The 20,159-nt window shown below is 72.1% G+C and carries 15 protein-coding genes; 9 read left to right on the top strand and 6 right to left on the bottom strand.

Features of this window, described 5'->3' with window-relative positions:
* Positions 1–112: 112 nt before the first annotated feature.
* Genes AB0J87_RS39285 through AB0J87_RS39275 form a run of 3 tightly spaced genes read right to left on the bottom strand, consistent with a single transcriptional unit; the run spans position 113 to position 3,270 of the window.
* The gene (locus AB0J87_RS39285; protein ID WP_363974292.1) at positions 113–1,000 is read right to left on the bottom strand and encodes a carbohydrate ABC transporter permease; all 888 of its coding nucleotides are present in this window, start codon (positions 998–1,000) and stop codon (positions 113–115) included.
* Entirely contained in the window at positions 997–1,983 is a 987-nt protein-coding gene (locus tag AB0J87_RS39280; protein WP_350727890.1) for a sugar ABC transporter permease, read from the bottom strand. The genes AB0J87_RS39285 and AB0J87_RS39280 overlap by 4 nt, the downstream gene beginning before the upstream one ends.
* A 3-nt stretch (positions 1,984–1,986) precedes the next feature.
* A complete protein-coding gene (locus AB0J87_RS39275; protein ID WP_363974289.1) occupies positions 1,987–3,270 on the bottom strand; it encodes an extracellular solute-binding protein in 1,284 nt (427 codons plus the stop codon).
* Positions 3,271–3,532: 262 nt separating this feature from the next.
* Between AB0J87_RS39275 and pulA the strand changes: the two genes are divergently transcribed.
* The 5 genes from pulA (at position 3,533) to AB0J87_RS39250 (ending at position 12,206) form a co-directional block, all read left to right on the top strand.
* Positions 3,533–6,058 (top strand): pullulanase-type alpha-1,6-glucosidase, encoded by a 2,526-nt coding sequence (gene pulA, locus AB0J87_RS39270; protein WP_363974286.1) that lies wholly within the window; start codon positions 3,533–3,535, stop codon positions 6,056–6,058.
* A 212-nt stretch (positions 6,059–6,270) separates the two neighbouring features.
* Complete coding sequence (locus AB0J87_RS39265) at positions 6,271–6,852, top strand: hypothetical protein (RefSeq protein WP_350727893.1); 582 nt, start codon at positions 6,271–6,273, stop codon at positions 6,850–6,852.
* A gap of 140 nt (positions 6,853–6,992) precedes the next feature.
* Positions 6,993–7,715, top strand: a complete 723-nt coding sequence (locus tag AB0J87_RS39260) for a VIT1/CCC1 transporter family protein (RefSeq protein ID WP_363974282.1) — start codon at positions 6,993–6,995, stop codon at positions 7,713–7,715.
* 67 nt (positions 7,716–7,782) lie between these two features.
* Positions 7,783–9,999, top strand: coding sequence for a hypothetical protein (locus AB0J87_RS39255; protein ID WP_363974279.1), 2,217 nt, complete (start codon positions 7,783–7,785; stop codon positions 9,997–9,999).
* Between the two features lie 62 nt (positions 10,000–10,061).
* Positions 10,062–12,206, top strand: a complete 2,145-nt coding sequence (locus AB0J87_RS39250) for a hypothetical protein (RefSeq protein WP_363974276.1) — start codon at positions 10,062–10,064, stop codon at positions 12,204–12,206.
* On the opposite strand, the gene AB0J87_RS39245 is transcribed toward AB0J87_RS39250, so the two are convergent.
* Complete coding sequence (locus tag AB0J87_RS39245) at positions 12,126–13,316, bottom strand: cytochrome P450 (protein WP_363974272.1); 1,191 nt, start codon at positions 13,314–13,316, stop codon at positions 12,126–12,128. The genes AB0J87_RS39250 and AB0J87_RS39245 overlap by 81 nt on opposite strands.
* Before the next feature lie 106 nt (positions 13,317–13,422).
* On the opposite strand from AB0J87_RS39245, the gene AB0J87_RS39240 reads away from it, so the two are divergent.
* The 4 genes from AB0J87_RS39240 to AB0J87_RS39225 all read left to right on the top strand — a co-directional run bounded on the left by AB0J87_RS39240 (position 13,423) and on the right by AB0J87_RS39225 (position 19,512).
* Positions 13,423–16,815 carry a phosphodiester glycosidase family protein gene (locus AB0J87_RS39240; protein WP_363974269.1) on the top strand — a complete coding sequence of 1,131 codons (3,393 nt, stop codon included), beginning with the start codon at positions 13,423–13,425 and terminating at the stop codon, positions 16,813–16,815.
* Between the two features lie 148 nt (positions 16,816–16,963).
* Entirely contained in the window at positions 16,964–18,463 is a 1,500-nt protein-coding gene (locus AB0J87_RS39235) for an FAD-dependent monooxygenase (protein ID WP_363974266.1), read from the top strand.
* 51 nt (positions 18,464–18,514) lie between these two features.
* Positions 18,515–18,946: a cupin domain-containing protein gene (locus AB0J87_RS39230; protein ID WP_350727965.1), complete on the top strand. Its 432-nt coding sequence runs from the start codon at positions 18,515–18,517 to the stop codon at positions 18,944–18,946.
* Positions 18,947–19,029: 83 nt separating this feature from the next.
* Positions 19,030–19,512: a hypothetical protein gene (locus tag AB0J87_RS39225; protein ID WP_350727900.1), complete on the top strand. Its 483-nt coding sequence runs from the start codon at positions 19,030–19,032 to the stop codon at positions 19,510–19,512.
* Between the two features lie 6 nt (positions 19,513–19,518).
* Here the strand turns inward: AB0J87_RS39225 and AB0J87_RS39220 are convergent, their stop codons facing one another.
* Both AB0J87_RS39220 and AB0J87_RS39215 read right to left on the bottom strand, forming a co-directional pair.
* Complete coding sequence (locus tag AB0J87_RS39220; RefSeq protein ID WP_363974263.1) at positions 19,519–19,776, bottom strand: SHOCT domain-containing protein; 258 nt, start codon at positions 19,774–19,776, stop codon at positions 19,519–19,521.
* A gap of 20 nt (positions 19,777–19,796) precedes the next feature.
* The gene (locus AB0J87_RS39215) at positions 19,797–20,078 is read right to left on the bottom strand and encodes a hypothetical protein (protein WP_363974260.1); all 282 of its coding nucleotides are present in this window, start codon (positions 20,076–20,078) and stop codon (positions 19,797–19,799) included.
* Positions 20,079–20,159: the final 81 nt, after the last annotated feature.

Genomic DNA, 20,159 nt, shown 5'->3' with positions numbered 1-20,159 from the left:
AAATCCTCCATTGCAGTGCGTCCGCCTTTATGCGGCGTCTGCAATTATTGCCAGCGCTGCCTGACTCTCACCAGTGGCCGGTGAGCCACTATGCGAAAGAATCAGGCCACCCTCAGGACTTCGTCGCGCCGGCCGTGAGGCCGGTGATGAGGTGGCGCTGGACGAGGAGGAAGACGGCGCCGGCCGGGATGGCGATGAGCACGGCCGAGGCGGTCATCAGCCCCCAGTCGGACCAGTGCTGGCCGACGAACTGCTGCAACCCGACCCCCAGGGTGCGCTTGTCCTCCTGGGACATGAACACGGTGGCGTAGCCGACCTCGCCCCAGGCGGTCATGAAGCAGTAGAACGCGGTCACCGCGATCCCCGGCCGCGCCAGCGGCAGCACCACCCGCCAGAACGTGCCGAACGGGGTCAGCCCGTCCACCATCGCCGCCTGGTCGATCTCCACCGGCACGGTGTCGAAGTAGCTCTTCATCATCCAGGCGCAGAACGGCACGGAGATCGTCATGTACGCGATCACCAGCCCGGGGATCTGGTTGAGCAGCCCGAGCCCGGCCATCAGGTTGTAGAGCGGCACGATGAGGATGGCGACCGGGAACATCTGGGTGATCAGCAGCAGCCACATGACCGAGCGGTGCCCGGGGAAGCGGAACCGGCTGACGGCGTACCCCGTGGTCGCCGCCAGGAACACCCCGGCCAGCATGGTCAGACCGGCGGTGAGCACGCTGTTGAGCAGCCACCGCGGGAACTCGGTCGCGGTCAGCACGCGGACGTAGTTGTCGAGCGAGGAGTGGTCGAAGAGCCGCAGCTCCGCCGACAGCCAGCTGTCGCGCGGCTTGAGCGAGGTCAGCACCAGCCACACGACCGGGAACAGCGAGACGGCCACGGCGAGCAGCAGGCCCGCGTGCAGGCCGATCGAGGCCAGCGGGCCGCGCTCGCCGCGCCCTCGACCGCGCCCTCGACCGTGCCCTCGACCGTGCCCGCGCGTCGTCGTGCTCACCAGGGATCTCCTTGACTACGCAACGTGCGGCGGTAGCCGACCGCCAGCACCACCAGCATGAGGAGGATGATCACGCCCCAGGCGGCCGAGCCCGCGTAGTCGCGCACGCCGGTGAAGGCCTCGCGGAAGGCGTAGGTGACCAGGATCTCGGTCTCGCTGCCCGGGCCGCCCCGCGTCACCAGGAAGATGATCGGGAACATGTTGAACGTCCAGATCGTGCCGAGCAGGATCACCGTGGACGACACCTGGCGCAGCCCCGGGAGCGTGATCGCCCGGAACCGCTGCCATGCGTTCGCCCCGTCCACCTCGGCCGCCTCGTACAGCTCGGCCGGGATCGACTGCAGGCCGCCGAGCATGGCGACCATCATGAACGGCACCCCGATCCACACGTTCACCGCGATCACCGCGATCTTGGCCGTGGTCGGGTCGTCCAGCCAGCCCACCGCGGGCAGTCCGGCCGCCTTCAGCATGCCGTTGATCACGCCGTAGTCGCTGTTGTACAGGTAGCGCCAGACGAAGGCGGCCACGAAGGCGGGGACCGCCCAGGGCAGGATCAGCAGCACGCGGTAGACGGAGCGGAAGCGCAGCCGGCGGTTGAGCATCACGGCCAGGCCGAGGCCGATGCCGTAGTGCAGGCCCACGCAGACCACCGTCCACACGACGGTCCAGGCGAGCTTGTCCCAGAACAGGCCGGAGGTCAGGATCCGCAGGTAGTTGTCCAGGCCGACGAACTCATAGGTGGCCGGGATGACGTTCACCCCGATGGTCCGGCCGATGTTCGCCTCGGTGGCGTCCGTCAGCGACAGGTACACCCCGCGCGCCAGCGGCCAGCCGATCAGCACCGCCATCACGACCACCACCGGCGCGATCATCGCCCACGCGTACCAGTGGGCCGACAGCGCGCGCCGTAACCGCCCTGGCCTGTCGTGGCGGCCGCGAGCCCCCTCGCCCGCGGCCGCCACCCGTCCGGTCGAGACCGCCACCGGTCAGCTCCAGTCCTTCATGATCCCGCGGTACTGCTCGTCGACCTTCTTGAGCAGGTCCGCGGGCGCGGACTTGCCGCCGACGAGCGCCTGGTAGCCCTCCAGCAGCGGCTGGAACAGCTGCCCGCCCTCGGGGATCCAGGGCCGCGGCACGGCGGTGTCCATGATCGGCTTGAAGACCACGACGTCGGAGTTGCCCTGCACGTCGGGGTTGGCATAGGCGGAGGTACGGGTCGGCAGCAGGCTGATCTCCTTGGCGATCTTCGCCTGGGCCTCCACCGTGGTCATGAAGCGGACGAACTCGTAGGCGGCCGGGATGTTCTTCGAGCCCGCGTAGATCGCCAGGTTCCACCCGCCCGTCGGCGCCCCGGCCTTGACCGAGCCGGCCGGGACCGGCGCGATGCCCAGGTTCGTCTTGTCCTTGAACTCCTTGCCCTGGTAGATCTCCGACAACGACCACGGCCCGTTGTAGATCATCGCCGCCTTGCCCTCCTTGAGGGCGGTCATCGCGTTGGCGTAGCTCTCCGTGGTGGCGGGTTTGGGCGCGGCGCCCGAGCTGATCAGGTCGGCCACGGTCTGGATCGCCCGCACGTTCGCCGGCGAGTTCACCACGATCTTCTTGTTGGCCACGTCGAGGAGGTCGCCGCCCTCGCCGTAGATGAACGGCAGCAGGAAGTAGGAGTCGACGTTGAGCGCCAGCCCCTCGGCGCCGGTCTTGGCCTTGACGTCGAGCGCGGTCTGCTTCAGCTCGGCGATCGTCTTCGGCGCCTCCTCGTGCCCCGCCTCCTTCAGCAGCCGCTTGTTGTAGAGCAGCGCGAGGGTGTCGGTGACCTGCGGCACGGCGTAGGTCTTGCCGTTGTACTTGGTGCTGCTCAGCGGCCCCGGCAGGAAGTCGGCCTCGTTGTCGACCGCCCGCGTGCCGTCCAGCGGCTGCAGGTAGCCCAGCGACGCGAACTGCGAGGTCCAGGCCACCTCCGAGCGGATCACGTCCGGCGCCCCCGCCCCCGCCTGCGCGGCGGTCTGGAACTGCCCCTGGGCCTGGTCGGAGGGCACGTTCACGTACTTGACCTTGACCTGCGGGTATTTCGCCTCGAATGCCTTGATCAACGCCTGGAACGTCGGCCCCTCGCTGTCCGGCCGCGTCGTGTCCCACCACGTGATCTCGCCGCTGACCTTCGACGGATCGGAGACGGTCGCGGTCGGGGGTGCCGGGGTCCCACCGCCGCAGGCGGAGACCGCCAAGGCGAGTGCCGCAACGACCGCTGCGGCGGGTAAGAGTCGTCGCATGTCCTTCTCCTCATCTTTCCGAGGGGGAACACGCCGGACGTTACGCCGAGGTGACGCTCCTTGAAAGATGGGTACGTAAGGTTTTGCAAGTTGTTACCTTGATCCACGGATCTGGCGGATCGGCCGCCGGACCGCGTGTTCCCCGACGTTTTCGCAGGTGATCTCCTATGGTGGAGCCCTGCCCGCCGCGCGTCCGCCGGCCCTCCGGTCAGGGAGCGGTCCCAGCGGTTTCAGAAATTTCCAGAAAGGGTTGCAAAGCGTCGTGATCCGCGAGGGCGAGGCGAGGGCCCACTGGATCGACCGCGACACGGTGGCGTGGCAGGTCGACCCGTCGTTCCAGCACAGCCTGGCGTGCGGCGCCGAGCGGGTCATCCGGCTGTCGCCCGGGACGCTGAGCGACGATCAGCGGAGCACGTGGCCGCACCTGGCGTCGTACACCGCGCTGAAGGTGGACCCGCGCGACGCCGGCCTCGTCCGCGAGGCGCTGCGCGAGCGGGTCCTGGCCGTGGCGCGGGACGGCTCGGGCGAGCTCGCGGCGGCGACGGGCGTGCAGCTCCCCGGCGTGCTCGACGACCTCTACGCCGGGGCCGCCACCGCGCCGCTCGGCCCCAGGGGACGGGTGACCCCGAGGCTGTCGCTGTGGGCGCCGACCGCCCGCAAGGTCGAGCTGGCCCTGTACGGCCCCACCCACGGGCGCGGCCGGAGCGTGCACCCGATGCGGCGCGACGACGAGACCGGCGTCTGGTCGATCCGCGGGCTGCCGGCCTGGTGGGGCCGCGAGTACACGTTCCTGGTCACGCACCACTCGGGCACGAACGAGGTCACGGACCCGTACGGCCTGGCCGTGACCCCGGACGGCGGGCGCAGCAGGCTCGTCGACCTCGACGGCCCCGCGCTCAAGCCGCCCGGCTGGGACCGGCTCGCCAAGCCCCCGGCCGTCCCCCAGCACCGGGCGACGATCTACGAGCTGCACGTGCGCGACTTCTCGGCCTCCGACGCCACCGTCCCGGCCGGGCTGCGCGGCACGTACGCGGCCTTCGGCCTCGACTCCGCCGGGATGCGGGAGCTGCGGGCGCTGGCGGAGGACGGGCTGACGCACGTGCACCTGCTGCCGGTGTTCGACTTCGCCACGGTGCCCGAGCGCAGGGCCGACAGGACCGAGCCCGACTGTGACTTCGCCGCGTTGCCGCCCGACTCGCGGCGGCAGCAGGAGTGCGTGGCGCGCACGGCCGCGACCGACTCCTTCAACTGGGGGTACGACCCGCTGCACTACACCGTGCCCGAGGGCTCGTACGCGACGGATCCCGACGAGCGGATCAAGGAGTTCCGCGCCATGGTCGCCGCGCTCAACGGGGCCGGGCTGCGCGTGGTGATGGACGTGGTCTACAACCACACCCACTCCACCGGCGTGCTCGACCCGATCGTGCCCGGCTACTACCACCGCCTGCTGGCGGACGGCGCGGTCGCCGACTCCACGTGCTGCCCCAACACCGCGCCCGAGCACACGATGATGGGCCGGCTGGTGGTCGACTCGGTCGTCACCTGGGCCCGCCAGTACAAGATCGACGGCTTCCGCTTCGACCTCATGGGCCACCACCCGAAGGCCAACCTCCTCGCCGTGCGCCGCGCCCTCGACGAGCTGACCGTGGACGGGGACGGTGTGGACGGCAGGTCGATCATCCTTTACGGCGAGGGCTGGAACTTCGGCGAGGTGGCCGACGGGGCCAGGTTCGAGCAGGCCACGCAGGCCAACCTGGCCGGGACCGGCATCGGCACGTTCACCGACCGGCTGCGTGACGCGGTGCGCGGCGGCACCCCGTTCGAGGCCGACCCGCGCGTGCAGGGGTTCGGCTCGGGCCTGGCGGGCGCGCCGAACGGCGCCCCGGTCAACGGCACGGCCGAGCAGCAGCGGGCCCGGCTGGCCGGCTACACCGACCTGATCAAGCTCGGGCTGGCCGGGAACCTGCGCGACTACGTACTGCCCTCCGGGAAGAAGGGCTCGGAGATCGACTACAACGGCGCACCCGCCGGGTACGCGGCCGAGCCGGGCGAGACGGTGTCGTACGTGGACGCGCACGACAACGAGACGCTGTTCGACGCGCTGGTGTACAAGCTGCCGCAGCCGACGCCGATGGCCGACCGGGTGCGCATGCAGGTGCTGTCGCTGGCCACCGTGCTGCTGGCGCAGGGGGCGGCGTTCGTGCACGCGGGCAGCGAGCGGTTGCGCTCGAAGTCCCTCGACCGCAACTCCTTCGACTCCGGCGACTGGTTCAACCGGCTGCTGTGGGACTGCTCGCTGGGCAACGGGTTCGGGGGCGGGCTGCCGCCCAGGGCCGACAACGAGCCCAGATGGCCCTACGCCGGGCCGCTGCTGGCGGACCCGGCCCTGCTCCCCGGATGTGCGGCGATCGGCGAGTGCCGGGCCCGGTTCGGGGAGCTGCTGCGGATCCGGGCCTCGTCGCCGGCGTTCGCGCTGGGATCCGAGGTGTGCGAGCGGCTGACGTTCGCCGACGCGGTGGACGGCGTGATCGCGATGCACGTGGACACGTCCGGGCTGGACCCGCGCTGGTCGTCGGTCACCGTGGTCTTCAACGCCACCCCGGCCACGCAGGCCCAGCCGATGGAGCAATTGGCGGGGCGGTCCAAGGGATCAGTGACGCTGCACCCCGTGCAGGCCGCCTCCGGGGATCCCGTCGTCCGGGAGTCCACCTTCGACCCGGACATCGGCACGCTCACGGTCCCGGCCCGCACGGTGGCGGTGTTTGTCGCCAAAACCCACCCGGGATAGCCAAAACCCACCCGGGATAGAGGTGGGACGGCTCGGGTAGGGGGAACATTCAGGACGAAGAACATACATCACTGGCGTTGGCGATCGCGACAGCGCAAACTGGATGGACGGCGATCGCGTGGAGCAGTGGAGCACCCGTGGACAATCACCTTGATCACATGCCGGTCCTGTCCCGCGGCAGACATCGCAATCCGAAACGCGGTGCCTGCTTCATGGAACTGGCCTCCTACCTGGCCGGAGAGCGGTGGAGCGACCACCCGGCCTGCACCCACCCGTTGCTGGCCGCACTCGCCCGCCTGGTCAACGACAACACCAGCGACGAAAGCCGCGCCCAGCTCGTCCACCTCGTCCCGACCATCATCGGCCTGACCAGTGACGACCTGAGGCTGGACGCCCGCATCGCGCTGCGCTGCGCCACGACGGCCCTGCCGGTGGCGGCGGCCGAGCGCCAGCTCGCGCTGGCGGTGTCGGTGCTGGCGGCCGAGGAGATGCTCGCCAGGCTCGAAGGAGCCCCGTCGGGTCAGCTCAGCGAGCGGAGCCGCCGGGCGATGGAGGAGGTGCCGCACGCGGCCGAGCAGGCCAGGCGCTTCAGCCGCGCGGCCCGGATCACGGAGAAGGGCTTCCGCCGGTACGCGGCGCCGAACGCGGTGCAGCTGTCGGTGGTGGGCATCGTCCAGGCCTGCATCGCCGACCCGGACGCGCTGCTGCGCCGCCTGCTGGAAGAGGCGATCGACGACTGCGTGACCCTCATCCGCACCCCGGAGCGCACCACGCCGGCCCCGGCCCACGCCTGACGGTTCACGGCGGCGCCCGGGTGCCGGGCGCCGCCCGCGATCGGGCTTCTTCGCAGCTCAGGGAAGCCTCTCCTTCGTTGCGGATCTTGGTGACTTGTGCCTACATTTCCAGATGAAATATTGGGAATGGAGGCACTTTCGTGACTATTGAGCTGACTCATCCTTATTCGCCGGAGAAGCACCACAGCCACCGTGACGTCACCGGTGGGTGGTTGCGGCCCGCCGTCTTCGGGGCGATGGACGGGCTGGTGTCCAACCTCGCGCTGATCGCCGGAGTCGTGGGCGCGGCCGGCGCCGGGCGCGGCGCGGTGGTGGCCGGGGTCGCGGGGCTGATCGCCGGTGCCTGCTCCATGGCGGCCGGCGAGTACACCTCGGTGAAGTCCCAGACCGAGCTGATGCGGGCGGAGATCGCCGTCGAGCGGCGGGAGCTGGCCCGCAATCCCGAGGGCGAACAGGCGGAGCTGGCGGCGATGTACCGGGCGAAGGGGCTCGACGCGGACCTCGCGCGGAGGGTGGCCGAGGGGCTGTCGGCCGATCCCGAGCAGGCCCTGCGGGTGCACGTCCGGGAGGAGCTGGGCGTGGACGTCGACGACCTGCCCTCGCCGTACGTGGCCGCCGCGTCGTCGTTCGGAGCGTTCGCGGCCGGGGCGCTGGTGCCGCTGGTGCCGTTCCTGTTCGGGGCGTCCGGGCTGGTGGTCGCCACGATCGTGAGCGTGCTGGCGCTGTTCGGGTTCGGGGCGGCGGTGGCGCGCATGACCGCGCGCCCGTGGTGGCTGGGCGGGCTGCGCCAGCTCGCGCTGGGCGCGGGGGCCGCCGCCGTGACGTTCGGGCTCGGACATCTTCTGGGCGTCACCGTCTCGTGAGCCCCACCGGGAACGTGTGACATTCTCGTGACTGTACGTGACGGCCCCCTGGGCGGATCATGTCGGCATGGACGGATTCCTCGACGAGACCCGCTCGGGAGTGACCGAGCTGCGCGTCCACGGCGTCTCCGGCACACCCCCCGAGGGCATGCTGAACCATCCCCACCCCTGGATCGTCGCGGGCGACGGCACCACCGGTTTCTACCGGCGCTGGTGGACCGACGGGCCGCCGGACGGCGAGCACGCGGACGTGCCGGACTCCCGCCATCGCGAGGCGTACGCGTGGGGCGGCCTCACCTCCGGCGGTAAGACGATCGCCCTGTGGCTGCTCCTGCTGCCGTTCGCGCTGGCGAACCTGTCGTACTTCATGCTCCCCAGACCCGCGCGCGGCACGGGCCTGCGGCACGTGACCGAGGCGGCGCAGCGGCTGTTCGCCCTGCTGCTGACCGGCACCCTCGTCGGGGCCGTCACGCGGGCCGGCGTGGACCTCGTCGGCTGGCAGTGCACCGCGGCCGGGCGGGCCTGCACCTACGACACCGCGCCCGTGTGGGTGCACTGGCTCGGCGCGCTGTGGGGCAACGAGCCGTCCCGGCGGCTGGCGGTCACCGCGCTCGTCCCGCTGCTGGTCGTGGCGCTGCTGTGGTGGATCGCCCGGCGCACCTGGCAGCGGGACGAGCGCACGGCCGTGCCGCCCGACGGCGCCGGCGGCACCGAGCTGCCGCTGGCCCGGCCGCGCCTGTGGCACGGCGACGAGCCGGTGTGGCGGCTGCGGGTCGTGCACGTCTGCTTCGCGATCGCCTCGATCGGGGTCGCCGTGGCCGCGCCGTTCGCGGGCACCCCGCTGGGGCTGGCCCTGACCGTCGCGAACGCGGCCGTGGAACTGGCCGCCGTGGTGCTGGTCGTGCTGCCGGGGATCGCCCGGCGGCTGGACCCCGGCTCTGACGAGCGGATCCCCGGCTGGCTCACGTTCGCGTGCCGGGCGCTGCGCGTGCTCGCGCCGCTGGTGTGCCTGGCCACCCTCGGGGCGGCGCTGGCCGGGATGGCGCCGGGCGCGCCCGGACGGCAGCTGCCCGGCGTGGGGGTGGGGACGTTCCAGTTCGCGCTCACGGTCGGGATCGGGGCGTTCATCCTGGTCGCCACCTGCGTGCTGGCCTGGATGGACCGCGCTTCCGGCGAGCCCCGGGCGATGGGCGGGATCGCCGCGTGGTTCGTGCTGATGGTGGCCGCGGGCAGCGCGAACGTGCTGGGGCTCGGCCTGCTGTTCTGGACCGCCACGTTCTTCGGCGTCCCGGGCACCTCCGCCTCCCCGGAGCCGGTCGGCAAGAAGCTCTTCCTCGACGACCCGGTGTGGTGGACGGCCGCGCTGGTGCCGCTGCTGGCCGTCGGTTTCGCCGGCCTGGCCGTCACCCTGTACGCGATCCGCGGGTCCGACGCCGGCCGGCTGACCCCCGAGCTGACACCCCTCTACGGCGAGCGCGACGGCGGCGCGGTGGCCGAGAAGTGGGCGCTCGCCGCCCTGACCGACCGCGCCGGGCTCGTGCTGGCCGTGCTGACCGGCATCGGCGTCGCCGGGTTCGCCGCGGTGACCGTGATCTACCAGTTCCACCTGTTCACCCCGGACGGCGGGATCGTGGGGCTGCTCGCCACCCTCGGCAGCTGGGCCATGGCGGCGGTCATCGTGGGCCTGGTCTTCCTCGGCCGCCGCACGTACAGCGACTCCGGGCTGCGCCGGACGATCGGGATCCTCTGGGACATCTCCACCTTCTGGCCCCGCGCCATCCACCCGCTGGCCCCGCCGTGCTACACCGAACGCGTCATCCCCGAGCTGATCGACCGCGTGGGCCGGCTGGCCAAGCAGGAGCGGGACGAGGTGGTCCTGTCCGGGCACAGCCAGGGGAGCGTCATCACCGCCGCCCTGGTGCTGCAGCTCGGCCCCGAGGCGCGGGCCCGGGTCAGGATGCTCACGCACGGCTCGCCGCTGCGCCGCCTGTACGCCGCCTTCTTCCCCGCCTACTTCGGCACCGCCGGGCTGTCGGCCGTACGCGACGCCGTCCCCTGGTACAACCTCTACCGGCTGAGCGACCCCATCGGCGGGCCCGTCTTCGGCCGCGTCGACCCCCTGGCCCCCGGCGCCCCGAACGGCGTGGACGTCTTCTGCTGGGACCCGCACCGGCCCGCCCCCGGCGAGCCCCTGCCGGAGGCCCGCTGGCACTCGGACTACTGGCTCGACCCGGAGTACGACGAGGCGCTGAGCCGATTGATCGTCGCGAAGCCCTTCGCCTGAGCCCCCGGCCCGGTAGGGTTTCGGGCGTTTCCAACAAGAGCGGGGGTCGGTCGGTGAGGTGGGTGCTGTTGCTCCTGGTGTCGTCCGCCCTGTGGTGGGCCGCCCCGCCCGCCCAGGCGGCGTCGTCCCAGGCGGCGCAGGAGGACGCCGGAGGGCGGGTGGCGTTCATCGGGGTGCCGGGGCTGATGTGGGACGATCTCGACCCGGCGGACACGCCCCGCCTGTGGCGGCTGGCCGGGCAGAGCGGGATCGGGTCCCTGTCGGTCAAGGCCGTGGGCACCGTGACCTGCGCGTACGACGGATGGCTGACCGTGGCGTCGGGCGTGCGGTCGGCGGTCGGGCGCCGGTGCGGGATGTCGCCCGAGCCGGTCGTTCAAGGGTCCGGGGCCGTGGTCTCCGAGGTCCCCGGGTTGCTGCAGCTGCGCGACGGGACCTTCGCGGGCACGCTCGGGACCGCGGTGCACGCCGCCGGGCAGTGCACGGCCGCCGTCGGGCCCGGTGCGGCGCTGGCCCTCGCCGACCGGACGGGCAAGGTCGACCTGTACGCCGCCGAGCCCGCCGGGCTGGCCGACTGGTCGCGCTGCCGGATGCTGGCCGTGGACGTCGACGTGCTGGTGAAGCCGTACATCGTGGACGGCAAGCTGCCGCTGGAGCCCGAGCTGCTCGCGCCGGAGCGGCGGCGCGCCCTGGTCCGCGAGGCCGACGCCAAGGTCGGCGCGGCGCTCGACAAGCTGCCCCCGGACACCGAGATCGTGCTGGCCGGGATCGGCGACCACGGCTCGGTGCCGCACCTGCGCGTGGCGATGTGGAAGCGCGCGGGCATGGTGGCCGCGCCGGGCGGTGAGGTCGCCGGGCCGTCGGTGGGGGCCAACTCCACCCGGCGCGCGGACATCGTCGTGCTGCCCGACATCACGCCCACGCTCCTCACCGCGGCGGGCATCGCCCCGCCCTCCACCGTGATCGGGCTGCCGTGGCAGCTCGGCGAGCGCACCACGATCGACGACCTGCGCAGGGCCGACCTCAAGGGCACCGCCGTACGCGGCACGACCGGCGTCTTCTTCACCGCCTTCGCCATCGTCCAGGTCGCCTTCTACGCCCTCGCCTACTTCCTGCTGTCCAGGCGCAGGCGGCTGGGCGCGGTCGGCGTGGCCGCCATCGTGCTGGCCGCCATCCCCGTCTCCACGTACGCGGTCAACCTGGTGCCGTGGGAGCGCAGCCCGTACCCCGTGCCGACGCTGATCGGCGGGGTGCTGGCGAGCACGGCGATCATCGCGGCCGTCGCGCTGGGCGGTCCGTGGCGGCGCCACCCGCTGGGCCCGCCCGCGGCCGTGGCGGCCACCACCGCCGCCGTGCTCGTGGGCGACCTGCTGACCGGGACGACGCTGCAGTTCAACAGCCTGATGGGCTACACCGCCGTGGTCGGCGGCCGTTACTACGGGCTGGCGAACATCCCGTTCGCGCTGCTGGCCACGGCCGTGCTGATGGTCACCGCCGTGGCCGCCGAGCACTTCGTCCGCGTCGGCCGCAAGCGGCTGGCCGTGGCCGGGGTGACGGGGCTCGGCGTGGTGGCGATGCTGCTGGCCGGCTGGCCCGGCGTGGGCAGCGACTTCGGCGGCGTGATCGCGTTCGTGCCGGGCATCGCGGTGACCGCGCTGCTCGTCGCGGGCAAGCGGGTGTCGGTGCTGAAGCTGGCCGCGTTCTGCGCGCTGGGCGGGGTGGCGGTGTCGATCATCGCGGTGCTCGACCACCTGCGCCCGCCCGCCTCGCAGACCCACCTGGGGCGGTTCGTGGGGCAGGTGATCGACGGAACGTTCCTGCCCATGATCGGGCGCAAGCTGGGCGCCATGCTGAACACCATGCTCTCCCCGAACCTCATGCCGATCGTGCTGGCCGGCCTGGCGTTCCTGATCTTCGCGGTGCTGCGGCCCGGGCAGATCAGCGCCGGCATCGTGCCGAAGGCGTTCGCGCGGGCGCCGATGCTGCGGGCCGGGCTCGTCGGGGCGCTGGTCAGCGGCGTGGTCGGCATGCTGGTCAACGACTCGGGCACGGCCGTGCTGTCCATGGCGGTCGCGCTGGCCGTGCCGCTGGTGCTGCACGCGGGCGTGCGCTCGGCGGAGGAGCCGGACTCACCAGCCGAGGTGGAGCTCCTCGGGGGCCCGGTGGATGAACGTGGCCGCCATGACGACGTCCTCGCCGGCGAGACGTAGACCGGGCAGCTCGCGTACGAGCAGCTCGAGGGTGACCTTGAGCTGCTCGCGGGCCAGCAGCGCGCCCGGGCAGCCGTGCACGCCGTGCCCGAACGACAGGTGCCGCACCGGCTCCCGCGCGATGTCGAACTCGTCCGGCCGCTCGAACACCGCCTCGTCCCGCCCGGCCGAGCCGAACGACACGAACACCGTGTCGCCCTCGCCGAGCGCGGTCCCCGCGAGCTCCAGCGGCCTGGTGACGGTGCGGCGGAAGCCCTGCACGGGCGCCTCGTACCGGGCCGCCTCCTCGATCGCCGCGCCCGCCAGCTCCGGCCGCTCGCACAGCAGCTCCCACTGGCCGCGCTCGCGCAGCAGGCGGTGCACGACGGTGCCGAGCAGGGCGGTCGTGGTCAGGTGGCCGGCCAGCATGACGTTCTGGGTGTTGGCCACGATCTCGTCGTGCTGCTCGGGCGTCGGCTCGCCGGGGCCCGGGGCCAGGCCGCGCGACAGCTCGCCGGTCAGGCTCTCGGCGGTCCTCGACCTGGTCGCGTGCGCCGCGAAGAGGTGCCGCAGCGCGGCCACCTCGCGGGCCGCGGCGACCTGGTCGTCCTCCGACATCGGGGTGAACAGCAGGTCCTCGGCCCGGTTGCCGGCCCGGATCGCGGCGGGCACGTCGGCCGGGTCGAGGCCGAGCAGGTGGCCGATCACGGCGGCCGGGAGCGGCCTGGCGTACCCGGACATCCACTCCACGTGCCCCGCCTTGGCGAACGACGCGACCAAGTCGCCCGCCGTCGCCCGGACGAACGGCAGCGCCGCCGCCACCTTGGCCGGGGACAGGCCGCGGGTGAGCGGCCGGCGGTAGCGCGCGTGCGCCTCGCCGTCCGTGCTCAGCACCACCGGGGCGCCGCCGGGCGCGCCCGCCAGCTCCGCGAACGCCCGCGGGCCCGGGATCACGTCGGGCCGCAGCGCGCCCTTGGAGGAGAAGTCGTCCGGGCGCCCCAGCACCTCGCGCACGTCGGCGTGCCGGGCCACCAGCCAGGCGTCCAGCTCCTCGACGAAGGTCAGCCCCGGCGCGGCGCGAGCCCGGGCGTAGACGGGATACGGGTCGCGGTAGAGCGCCTCTCGATCCACGCGTACCATCCTGCAAGCCTTGAGGGAGGGCCGACAAGATCTGAAATTTTCTTTTAGTTCACTCTTAAGTCTTGAAAGTTATATCCACGAGCGATTGAGTTCGGTCGTGCAGTCCCTCAGAATCCTCACAGCGTCGGTGCTGGCGTTAGGCCCCCTCGCCCTGGCCACGGCCCCGGCGCAGGCCGATCCCGCGCCCCCCGTAGAGGACGCGCTCAAGGCGTCGTCCTACCCGCCGCCGTCCACGCTGCTCGCCCAGGATGCCGGGCAGCGGCTGGAGACGGCCAAGAGGACCCGGCCGGTGGCGCCGGGCATCTCGCTCACCTCGTTCGACACCTACGACGCGCTCGGCTGGCTGCGCGCGGACGCGGTCACCGCCGACCTCGGCGGCGCGAAGGCCGACTACCTGTACTCCGGCGAGGTGTCCAAGACCGAGCCGCTGTCCGGGCCCGCCAAGCGCGCGCACGCCGTCGCGGCCGTCAACGGCGACTTCTTCGACATCAACAACTCCGGCGCCGCCCAGGGCATCGGCGTGCAGGACGGCTCGCTGGTGCAGTCGCCCGTCACGGGCCACGAGAACGCGGTCGCGATCACCGGTGACGGCCTCGGCCGCGTGCTCAAGATGTACTTCGAGGGCACCGCCACCCCGGCCGGCGGCTCGCCCATCGCGCTCACCCAGTTCAACCAGATCGTGAAGAGCGGCGGCGTCGGGCTGTTCACGCCGCTGTGGGGCTCGTTCAACCGGGCCCGCGCCATCGAGGGCGCCACGTCCGTCGCCGAGGTCGTCCTGGTGGACGGGGTGGTCTCCGAGGTACGCACGTCCGCCGGCACCGGCCCCATCCCCGCCGGGACCACGATCCTGCTGGGCCGCGACGCCGGGGCCACCGCCCTGTCCGCGCTGAAGGCCGGCGACCGCGTGGACGTCAAGTACCAGCCGAAGTCGTCGGACGGCAGCCAGGTCAAGGCGGCCGTGGGCGGCAACTGGGTGCTGGTCAAGGACGGGGTCGTGCAGAACTCCACCGACCCCGCCGCGCACCCCCGCACCGCCGTCGGGTTCTCGGCCGACGGCAGGAAGATGTACCTGCTGACCGTGGACGGCCGCCAGGTCGACAGCCGCGGCGTCACGCTCAACGAGCTCGCCGCCATGATGGTCGACCTCGGCGCCGCCAACGCCCTCAACCTCGACGGCGGCGGCTCCTCCACCATGCTCGCCCGCGAGCCCGGCGCCGCCGACGTCCAGGTGGAGAACAGCCCCTCCGACGGCGGCGAGCGCCACGTGCCCAACGGCCTCGCGCTCTACGCGCCCGAGGGCAGCGGCAAGCTCAAGGGCTTCTGGCTGGAGACCGCGAGCGACCCCGCCAAGGCGCCCGGCGTCGGCCCGGTCGCGGGTGGCCGCCCCGACCGCGTCTTCCCCGGCCTCACCCGGTGGCTGACCGCCGCCGGATACGACGAGACGTACGGCCCGGCCGCCGGCACGCCGTCGTGGCGGGCCAACCCGGCCCTGCACGGCGTCGTCCGCGACGGGAAGTTCCACGCGCTGGTGCCCGGCCAGACCACCGTCACTGCCTCCCGCGGCGGAGCCAAGGGCACCATCGACCTGACCGTCCTGCAGCCGCTCCAGCGGCTCGGCGCCACCGCCGACCGGCTCGGTCTCGCGGGGGCGGACGGAGTGGCCACGTTCGGCGTGGTCGGCTACGACCGCAACGGCAACTCCGCGCCCGTCGAGCCCTCCGACCTCACGCTCGACTACGACAAGAGCCTGTTCGAGGTCACCGCGGCCGAGCACGGCTACTTCACCGTCAAGGCCAAGAAGGCCGTCGGGTCCGGCCTGATCACCGCCAAGGTCGGCAAGATCGGCACGGCGGTGCCGGTGACCGTCGGGTTCGAGGAGAAGCCGGTCGCCGACTTCGAGGACGCGGCGAAGTGGACGTTCGCCGCCGCCCGCGCCACCGGCTCGCTGTCGGCCGCGCCCGGTCAGAGCGGGGGAGGGCTCAAGCTCTCGTACGACTTCACCACCTCGACCGCGACCCGGGCCGCGTACGCCAGCCCGCCGCAGCAGATCGTGGTGGACGGCCAGCCGCAGGCGTTCGGACTCTGGATCAACTCCACCGGCAAGGGCGAGTGGCCGAGCCTGGAGTTGTACGACGCGCTCGGCCAGTCGCAGATCCTGCGCGGGCCGTACATGACGTGGACCGGATGGAAGTACGTCGAGTTCGCCGTGCCTCCGGGCGTGAACTACCCACTCAAGCTGCGGCGCTTCTACGTGGCCGAGACCAAGGCGGACGCGAAGTACACCAACGAGATCCTCATCGACGGCCTGGTGGCCAAGGTGCCGCCGTCGATCTCCGCGCCCGCCGCGCCGAAGGTCGCCGATCCGGTGGTCAAGGCCGACGTGGGCCGGATGCCGTGGCGGTTCGCCGTCATGTCGGACGCGCAGTTCGTGGCCCGGGACCCGGACAGCGACATCGTCAAGAACGCGCGCCGCACGCTGCGGGAGATCAAGGCGGCCAAGCCGGACTTCCTGCTGATCAACGGTGACCTGGTGGACGAGGCGTCGCCCGAGGACTTCGCGCTGGCGAAGAAGATCCTCGACGAGGAGCTCGGCGGAACCCTGGAATATCACTACATTCCCGGCAACCACGAGGTCATGGGCGGCAAGATCGACAACTTCAAGGCCGTCTTCGGCGACACGTACAGCACCTTCGATCACAAGGGCACGCGCTTCGTCACCCTGGACACCTCGCGCCTGAACCTGCGCGGCGGCGGCTACGACCAGGTGGCCATGCTCCGGTCCGAGCTGGACAAGGCCGCCGGCGACGCGTCGGTGGGCTCGGTCGCGGTGCTGTTCCACGTGCCGCCGCACGACCCGACGCCCGGCAAGGGCAGCCAGCTCGGCGACCGCAAGGAGGCGGCGCTGGTGGAGGGCTGGCTGGCGGACTTCCAGCGCACCACCGGCAAGGGGGCCGCGTACATCGGGGCGCACGTGGGGACGTTCCACGCCTCGCACGTGGACGCGGTGCCGTACTTCATCAACGGCAACTCCGGCAAGAACCCGGCCACCGCGGCCGACGACGGCGGGTTCACCGGGTGGTCGCTGTGGGGTGTCGACCCGGTGTCGCCGGCCGAGGCCGAGCACGTGCGGCGGAACTGGTTCGCCGACGCGCCCGACTGGATCGGCACGCAGGTCCGGCCGCACCTGGACGACCTCGTGATCACCGCCCCCGCGACCGTCGCGATCGGCGCGCCCGGCGCGGTGACGGCGGCGGTCAAGCAGGGGAGCCGTACGGTCCCCGCGGCCTACCCGGTCTCGGCGGCGTGGTCCGGCTCGCCCAACCTGTACGTCGGCGGCCGTGACGGCGTCAAGCCGTGGCACGTGGCCTACTTCGACCCCTCGACGGGGACGCTGACGGCGCTGCGGCGGGGGCAGGTGACGGTCGCCGTCACGGTGAGCGGCGTCACCCGCCAGGCCACCGTGGCGCTGGCCGCCAAGGCCGCCGCCTGACCTCTCTCCGGGTGGGCCGCCGCGGCGGCCCACCCGGGCTCCTGAACAGCCCGGTCGTACCATGAAGGGAATGCATTCATAACAGCGAGTCGCCGTCTCCTCCCGGGCGATCGCGTCGCAAGGCGCTCAGAGGAGACGGGAGACGCTGATGGCGCTCTTTGACACCGATGTGATGATCGTCGGAGCCGGCCCGACGGGCCTGCTGCTCGCGGGCGACCTCGCCGCGAGAGGCGTCGCGTGCATGATCGTGGATCGGGAGCTTCGAGGGTCGAAGCTGTCGCGGGCGTTCGTCGTGCACGCCAGGACGCTGGAACAGCTCGACGCCCGGGGCGTGGCCGACGAGCTGATCGAGACGGGCGCGATCTTCGGGACGATGTCGATGTTCGGCAACCTGGAGATCGACCTGTCCCGGTTGCGGTCGCGGTTCCCGTTCCTGCTGTGCACCCCGCAGTACAACACCGAACACGTGCTGGAGAACCGTGCCTCCAGGCTCGGCCTGGAGGTCATGCGCGGGGTCGAGGTCGTCGGTCTCCGCCAGGACGCCGACGGCGTGGACGTGAGCATGCGCATCGACGGCACCATCCACAGCCGGCGCGCGAAGTTCGTGGTGGGCGCCGACGGCGTGCGCAGCGTCGTACGGGACGCGCTCGGCGTTCCGTTCCTCGGGCGTTCCGCGGTGGACTCGGTGATGCTGGCCGACGTGCGCCTCAGCCGGCCCCCGACGCGGGAACTGGGCCTCAACACCGGCGCCGAGGGCTTCTGCTTCGTCGCCCCCTTCGGGGACGGGCGCTTCCGGATCATCGCCTGGGACCGGCGGCGGCAGCTTCCCAGCAGCGCGCCGGTCACGCTCCAGGAGGTGAGTGACATCACCCGCAGCGTCATGGGCGGCGACCTCGGCCTGCACGACGTGCGCTGGCTGACGCGGTTCCACAGCGACGAGCGGCAGGTTCCCAGCTACCGCGTGGGCCGGGTGTTCCTGGCGGGCGACGCCGCGCACGTGCATTCCCCCGCGGGCGGGCAGGGGATGAACACCGGCATGCAGGACGCGGCCAACCTCGGCTGGAAGCTCGCCGCGGCGGTCCAGGGCTGGGCGCCGGAGGGCCTGCTCGACACCTACCACGCCGAACGGCATCCGGTGGGCGGCATGATCGTACGGCTCAGCGGCCGCCTGCTCACCACGGCCCTGGCCCGTACGCGGCGTGACAGGGTCCTGCGGGCGACGCTCCCGATCATCATGAACCGGTTCCCGCCGGCCGCCCGCCGGCTGCGGGAGGCCATCTCCGGCCTCGCGATCTCCTACTCCGCGCCCCGGGGAGCGCACCCGCTGGTCGGGCGGCGGGTCCCCGACGTCCTCCTGACCGGCGACGCGAGCCGGCTGTACGAGGCGCTGCGCGACGGGCGCTTCGTGCTCCTGGCCCCCGCCGACGAGCCCGCCGTGCTTCCGCCGGCGCGGGTCAGGCACGCCACGCCGAGAAGCACTCGCCTGCCCTCCATGCTGGTCCGTCCGGACGGTTACATCGCCTGGGCGAGCACCGCCGCGGATCCCGCCACCCGTGTCCTCGGCCTGCGTTCCGCCCTGGCGGAATGGTGCGGCTTGCCGCCGGAGTCGGCCGTGACCGGTCGGGTCGGGACGAGGCTGCCCGGTTGATGGCCTGACCTGCGCGTATGCGGGTAACAGGCCCATGGAGGTGTGGTGACCATGTCGAACAAGGACTCGGCGGCGGAGCCCGGATTCAAGATGCTGGCGGACATCAAGCCGCCCTTCATCCCCGAGGGTGCTTCGGGGATGACCATCCTCGTCGAGTGGTCTCCCGGCCACCCCGGCCTTGCTCCGCACCGCCACGCGGGGCCGGCCTTCGGCTACGTGATCGAGGGCGCGATACGGTTCGAGCTCGAAGGTGAGCCGGAGCGGGTGGTCGAGGCCGGTGAGACGTTCTGGGAGCCGGGCGGCGACGTGATCCACTACCAGGACGGCAACGCCTTGCCGGACGCTCCGACCAAGTTCGTCGTGTTCATGCTGTGCGCGCCCGGTCAGCCGATGCTGACGTACGTCGACGAGGCGGAGCTGGCGCAGCGGGCCCACCTGCGTGCCCCGCGCCCCACCGCCGGGCAGAGCCCGCAAGGCTCTTGAAAGCGTACGTCGGTCCGCGGCAAGTCAGCTGAAATCGGCGTATCGCACATTGTCGTCATCTCGCCACGAAAGGACGGCCCCTGATGACGATCCCCCGCACCCTCGCCGGTCTGGCCATCGCCGCCACCGCCACCATCGCCGCTGTCACGACCATCGCCCCCGCCGCACAGGCCGCGACCGCGGCGGACTCGGCCGCGTGGGGCCCGTACTACGCGCCGGGGCGCGCCGCCCACGCCGTGGGCACGCTGACGGCCACGGGGGAGGACCACGCCGACCTGCCGACGGCCGACGTCGTCCGGGTCTCGGGCAAGGTGTACGACCACACGCGGCCCGCCGCCACCTGCGGCTGGGCGGTCTTCCGCATCACGTACCGCTCCGGGAGCAACCTGCCGTTCCGGCAGCACGCGGTGCGCGACTGCTCGTACCGCACCCCGAAGCGGTTCTCGTTCTCCTACCGGGACGTCTACCAGGTCGAGCTCAAGGTCTGCTCGGAGTCCAAGTCCGCCAAGCCGTCCCTCGTCTGCCAGTACGCGGGCACCTGGAAGACCCTCTACCTGTCGAAGTAGGCGCCCTCAGATCTCGGAGATGATCTGCCGGCGTTTGGCGGCGTACTCGTCGTCCGTGATCGCCCCCGTCGTGCGGAGCGCCTCCAGCTCCTCCAGGCGCTGGGCGGCGGACCGCTCGGACGGCGAGGCTGCACCCGCCGCCGGTCGGGCGGCGGCCCGGCGCACCACGGACTGGATCTGCTGACGCAGCTCCGGCTTGGAGCGCACGTCCATCATGCCGTTCAGCGGGATGCCGTTGGCCTTGAGGAGTTGCAGGATCTCCATGAGCGGTCCGGCCTGGCCGCTCAGGTCGTAGGTCCTGTTCTCCTCGGCCGCGTCACACTGGCCAGCACGCGGTCCTGGGTGTCGAACGCGAACCCCGGGCCCTCGATGCGCAGGCCGAGCCTGATCAGCGGCTGGTCGTTGATCCTGGTGCCGGTCTCCGACATGCCGGTGATCTGCGCGAGCGTCAGCACCCCGCTCCGCTCCAGGGCGGCGCTCCTGGCGGCCGCCTTCGCGCCGCTGCGAGCCAGGGCCACCGCGACCACCACGTCGGACACCGTGACCACCAGGCCGACGTAGAACATCCATCGAGGCTTGAATGCTGCCCTGGACGGGAAATATGCGGATTGTTAGCCTTTCAGGAGGTTCTCCTGGTGCTCGAGAGA

The organism is Nonomuraea sp. NPDC049625, from assembly GCF_040675285.1.
Lineage (GTDB): Bacteria > Actinomycetota > Actinomycetes > Streptosporangiales > Streptosporangiaceae > Nonomuraea > Nonomuraea angiospora_A.
Note: the sequence above shows the minus strand (reverse complement) of the source record. Positions and strands in the feature narration are given on the sequence as shown.